This window comes from Streptomyces sp. NPDC058877, from assembly GCF_042742855.1.
GTDB lineage: Bacteria > Actinomycetota > Actinomycetes > Streptomycetales > Streptomycetaceae > Streptomyces.
The window spans coordinates 1-1,179 of record NZ_JBHYMF010000415.1 but is presented as its reverse complement, the minus strand read 5'-3'; the positions used below and the strand labels follow the sequence as shown (position 1 = coordinate 1,179).

The 1,179-nt window shown below is 76.4% G+C and carries 1 protein-coding gene; it reads left to right on the top strand.

Going from position 1 to position 1,179, the window contains the following annotated elements:
* Window positions 1-204 precede the first annotated feature (204 nt).
* On the top strand, window positions 205-1,128 hold the full coding sequence (locus ACFW2Y_RS35960) for a membrane dipeptidase (RefSeq protein WP_384887986.1): 924 nt from the start codon (window positions 205-207) through the stop codon (window positions 1,126-1,128).
* Window positions 1,129-1,179: the final 51 nt, after the last annotated feature.

Genomic DNA, 1,179 nt, shown 5'->3' with positions numbered 1-1,179 from the left:
GCACGACCGGGGCCCTCCGCGCGCGCCATCGGGACGTCGCGGAGCGGACCGGCCCGCTCCGCGCCCCGGTTGCCGCATCACCGGCCGCTCACCCGGACGGCCCAGTCCACCGCGCCCCCGCGAGGGGGCCGGTGGCACGGTGGACGGTACTGCCCCGTCGCCTTCGGCGGGGCGGTACTGCATCGCCGAGTTCGGAGTAAGACCATGGCGGATCTGCTAGACGACCATCCCACCCTCACCAGCGTCCCTGCCGCCGCCGGCGAGCCCGACCCGCCAGAGCCACCCCCGCCGCTCGACGAGACGGCCCGCGCCCGGGCCATCCTGGCCGCCCAGCCCGTCACCGAGGGCCACACGGAGCTCCCGAAGGCCCTCGACCCCGAGGACCTGCCGCCCGTCCGGGCCGCGCAAGCCGGGGCCCAGCTCTGGTCGCTGCACGTCGGGGTCGACGAGGGCGTCATCGGCACCCTACGGCGGATCGACGCGGTCCGCGCCCTCGTCGCAGCCTGCCCCGAGGACCTGCGTCTCGCCCACACCACCACCGAGCTGGCCCACGCCCGCAACTGCGGGCGCGTCGCCGCCCTGCTCGGCCCGGTCAGCTGGACGGCGCTCGGCGGTTCCGCCGCCACCCTGCGGGCCTACCACGCCCTGGGCGTACGGGCGGTCAACCTCACCCGCTTCGACCGCTTCGCCCGTGAGGCGGTGCGCGAGATGAACCGCATCGGCCTGGCCGTCGACCTCTCCGGCGCCGACCAGGACACGGTCCGTCGCGCCCTTGCCGTCACCCGCGCCCCGGCCCTGCTGACCCGGGCGACCCCCGAGACCCTCCCCGATGACGTCCTGCGGCTCCTCGGGGAGAACGGTGCCGTCCTCATGGTCACGGTCACGGACGATCCGGCCGCTGCCGCCGACCTCCTCGACCGGGTGCGGGCGGAGGCGGGCCCGCAGTGCACGGGCGTCTCCCACACCACTGCCCCGGGCCTCGGCTACGTCCCGCTCTTCGCGGAGCTGCTCCGTCGGGGCTGGACCGCCCGGGAGCTGGTCGGCCTCGCCCATGCCAACGCCACCCGGGCGCTGCGCGACACGGAGTTCCTGTCCCGGACGAACCGGATCAGGCCGGTCGCGGCCTGATCACAGGGGACGACGGAGGGGCGCACCGCCCGGCGGTGCGCCCCTCCCGTG

Excerpts from the sequence above, each read along its gene's own strand:
- ACFW2Y_RS35960 (WP_384887986.1), top strand. The coding sequence starts at position 205 with ATGGCGGATCTGCTAGACGACCATCCCACCCTCACCAGCGTCCCTGCC.